Below are 3,099 nucleotides of genomic sequence, written 5' to 3' on the forward strand. Positions count from 1 at the left end.
CGAGACGGGCAGCTTCCCTCTGCCCCCGCCGGTCACCCACCCGGCGCCCTCCGTCCACCGGGCCCCCACGGCCGCCGTGCTGCACGGCCCGCCCCCCGCACCGACGGCGCCCCGCACCCCCGCACGACGACCGGGACCGCCCCCGAAGGTGGCGGTCCCGGTCCTCCTGCTCGCGCTGGTGTCCCTCGCGGTCGGCTTCTGGGCCCTGACGCGGATCTGAGGACGGGAGCCGCTCAGGCCGCCCGGCGGCGGGCCAGGAGGGTCCACGCCCCGAGGCCGAGCAGCAGCACCGTCCCGGTGCCGAGGCCGGCCGCGGCGACGGCCTTCATGGCGCCGCTCGACGCCGGCGCCGTCGCCCCGCTCGCGCCGCTGGCCGCCGCCTCCCGGTCGTCGTCGGTCACCGCGAAGATCCCCGGATCGGCGTCGTAGGCGGGCGCGGGGCGGGCGGCCCCCGTCACGTTGACGCGCAGGGTGAGCGGAATCGGCCCGTCGCCGTAGGCGGCGGCCACCTCGGGGCTGAGGGTGGCCGTCAGGTAGTACCAGCCGGCGAACCGCATGCCGCTGGTGGCGTTCTCGTACGAGCCGCGGTTCTCGTGGGCCACCGGCCGCAGCGGGTCGAACTCCAGCGTGCTCGGCCCACCGTCGTAGCTGACCGTCTCCATCTGGACGAACCCGAGGGCCGGGTTGTCCAGGGCGAGCGTCAGGGCGTTGCTCACCAGGTCGTCCGCCGTGGTGCTGCTGCCCAGCTCGGCCGTGGCGAACAGTTGCTGCCCCCAGTCGAGGGGCACCCGGTAGAACAGCGTCTGACCGGGCCTGATGTCGGCCCGCCACTCGCCCTCGCGCAGCGAGACGGCCTCGTGGAAGCCGGCGCCGCCCTGCCGCCTCTGCTGGCCGCCGCCCGGCGGCGCGGGCGTCGCCGAGGGCCACACCTCGGGCAGCGCGGTCGGTCCGGCCTTCTTCAGGAGCGGCTCCGTGACGTGCCGCAGCTCCAGCTCCCAGTCGTCCTGCGCGGAGCCCGCGGCCGACTCGCGCTCGACGAGGACGTAGTAGGCGCCGGCGGACCGGCAGCTCGTGAGGTCCTCCCGCAGCACGCGCCGGGCGTACGCGGCCAGCGGCCGGGCGTACTCGCCGGACCCGAAGTCGGCCTCCTGGTAGCCGCATTCGTTGCCGGAACCGTCCTGGATGGTGATCCTCACGCCGTCGCCGTACTCCACCGTGCCGCCGGGTTTCGGCACGGCGACCACGGAGACGTACGCGTTCCGGTCGGTGCCGAGGTCGAGACGGTAGTAGACCTTGCCGTCCTTCCGGAGGGTGTCCCGGTACGTCCGCCCCGGCCGCAGGACCTTCGCGTCCAGGCTGGTGGCGGCGCCCTGGATCCGCTCGGCCGCGCCGTCGAAGGCGTACGGCGGGACAGCGGCCGCGCCGTTCCCCCCGGCGGCCGTCGCCGCGGCGGCGGGCAGGCACGTCACCAGGGCGGTCGCCACGAGCGCCGCGGCCAGGCCGCCGGTCCTGCTCCACGCCCTGCCCAGCGTCCACGCCCCGGTCTGCGTCCTCACGCGCTGCTCCTCGTCCGTCTCCGTCGCGTCACCGCCCGCCGCGCCCCGCCCGGAAGCCGGAGAACCGGGGGACGGTCGTGGCGCCGGTCCATCCTGCCCCGGCCGTGGCCCCGCCGTCCGCCCACGCGGTGCATTCGTCCCGCTTCGCCCTGTCAGGGGCACGGCCGTGGCGGAGCGAGCACGGGACGTGTTCGCGGGGGAGCCGTACGGAAGCTTCGTCAGGGCCCGGGAACAGCGAAACCCCGGCGGCGCTCACGCGCGGCCGGGGCCTCACCCACAGAATGTGTGCGTCTGTGTCCCTCAGACACCGGAACCTGCGGGCACGGAGTCGGTCGCCTCCGTCCACAGGTCCTGCTCGGCGCGATCCGCCTGGATCTGGCGGTACACGAGGAGCCCGCCGATGGCGGCCAGTGCGACCAGGAGAAGCTTCTTCACCGCGCGACCTCGTCTTTCGTTGACGTAGGAGACTTCTGACGCCCACTCTACACATCGACCGATACCGATCGGTGACCTGTGCGTCCTTCGCGCCCGCGCTTCAAACCCCGCTCAAACAGATCGACCCGGGCGGAGGAACCGTCCGGGAAGGACGACCGACGCAGCCCGTGCACGGTCGGTGATTCACAGGGATCGCGATGCCGCGAGGGTGTCGTACGGCGCCGAGGGGTTGCTCTCGTAGGTCCGCTCGCGTTTGCTGCTGCGCCATCCCCGGCCCCTCCTCGATCGTTTCGACCGTCAAGAGGCTGTCCGGCCCGGACCGTAGCCTGGCCGCGTTCACACGACTCAGGAGGTATCCCCGTGGATCCCACGACCGTCCGCTTCGTCTCGTCCGCCACGGCCCTACCGGCCGCCGCGCTGGCAGCGGTGTACGAGGCCTTCAGGGAGGGGTGGCCCCGGGGCGGCCGGGAGGCCAGCCGGGCGGCGCGCGTGTCCGCCTCGGAGCAGTCCTGGATCGACCACGCCGTCAGATCGGCGTTGCTCCCCCGTGCCGTCGAGCTGGACCAGGTCCGCGCAAGCCTGCACTCGAACAGCAAGTCCGCTTGCGTCATCGCCGCACGGGCCGTGCACAAGCGCGTGAAACTGTCCGAGGCCCAGTACCGCGCTCTCCTCGACCCCTTCGCTTCCGCCGGTGTCCCCGTTCCCGACCGGGACGGCACCTCGTGATGCCTCGGAGGGGCACGCGACGGCGTGCCTCAAGGACGATCTGAGGACACCTTCGTGCCTCGGTCAGGGCGGCGGAGCGGAGGGCAGGCCGTGAGCGGCGCATCCGGGGTGACGCCCGGCTGCCGCGGGGCGGGCAGATGGCGCTGGAGATTCGCGGTGAGCCGAGGTCCTGGTCAGTCGTCCCGGAGCACTGATCGGCCGATGTCAGCCGCAGATGCCAAAGACCCCCAGCCGCTACCGACTGGGGGTCTCTGTGCTGGTGGGGCTAACAGGATTTGAACCTGTGGCCTCATCCTTATCAGGGATGCGCTCTAACCAACTGAGCTATAGCCCCGCCGCGCTCTGCGGTGTGTGTCCCGCGCGCTGACTCCTGAAGATTAGC

General features: G+C 73.0%; 3 protein-coding genes, 1 tRNA gene and 1 pseudogene. 2 read left to right on the forward strand and 3 right to left on the reverse strand.

Annotation, left to right across the window (positions count from 1 at the left end; all coding sequences use genetic code 11):
- A pseudogene (locus tag RIF68_RS32395) lies at positions 1 to 220 on the forward strand (serine/threonine protein kinase); the annotation flags it as partial.
- 13 nt (positions 221 to 233) lie between these two features.
- Here RIF68_RS32395 and RIF68_RS32400 read toward each other — a convergent pair.
- Both RIF68_RS32400 and RIF68_RS32405 read right to left on the reverse strand, forming a co-directional pair.
- Entirely contained in the window at positions 234 to 1,556 is a 1,323-nt protein-coding gene (locus RIF68_RS32400) for a hypothetical protein (RefSeq protein WP_309054836.1), read from the reverse strand.
- Positions 1,557 to 1,856: 300 nt separating this feature from the next.
- Entirely contained in the window at positions 1,857 to 1,991 is a 135-nt protein-coding gene (locus RIF68_RS32405; protein WP_003958712.1) for a DLW-39 family protein, read from the reverse strand.
- Positions 1,992 to 2,351: 360 nt separating this feature from the next.
- On the opposite strand from RIF68_RS32405, the gene RIF68_RS32410 reads away from it, so the two are divergent.
- The gene (locus RIF68_RS32410) at positions 2,352 to 2,717 is read left to right on the forward strand and encodes a hypothetical protein (protein WP_309054888.1); all 366 of its coding nucleotides are present in this window, start codon (positions 2,352 to 2,354) and stop codon (positions 2,715 to 2,717) included.
- Between the two features lie 257 nt (positions 2,718 to 2,974).
- Here RIF68_RS32410 and RIF68_RS32415 read toward each other — a convergent pair.
- A tRNA-Ile gene (locus RIF68_RS32415) sits at positions 2,975 to 3,051 on the reverse strand.
- Positions 3,052 to 3,099 lie beyond the last annotated feature (48 nt).

Origin of the sequence: Streptomyces sp. (assembly GCF_031178505.1) — a bacterium.
Lineage (GTDB): Bacteria > Actinomycetota > Actinomycetes > Streptomycetales > Streptomycetaceae > Streptomyces > Streptomyces gulbargensis.